1 protein-coding gene is annotated in these 255 nt (G+C 49.4%); it reads left to right on the top strand.

Annotation, left to right across the window (positions count from 1 at the left end):
• Positions 1–255, top strand: a 255-nt coding sequence (locus tag U0R11_RS13650; RefSeq protein ID WP_406752399.1) for a hypothetical protein, incomplete at both ends; no start/stop codon positions are given.

The raw sequence follows: 255 nt of genomic DNA, 5'->3' as shown, positions 1-255 counted from the left end.
AATCAATTACCTTCTCAGGAGCAGCAACCTCGAGTAGTCCAGCTACTGTACCAACGGTAGCTAGTACCAATTTTGGAACAGCAACGAGCATGAGCTTTAGCAATGGAGTAGCCACCGCGAGCATGGCTTTGTACAAAGCAGAAAGCGCTACCATAGCTGCAACCGACGGAACCTTGTCGGCCACCGGAGCAGATCGTTTATCCGTAACAGTGAGTGCAGCTACTTACAGCAAATTAGCTGTGAGCTTATCGACAC

This window comes from Aquirufa salirivi (genome assembly GCF_045310485.1).
GTDB lineage: Bacteria > Bacteroidota > Bacteroidia > Cytophagales > Spirosomataceae > Aquirufa > Aquirufa salirivi.
This window is presented reverse-complemented; position numbering and strand designations above follow the sequence as displayed.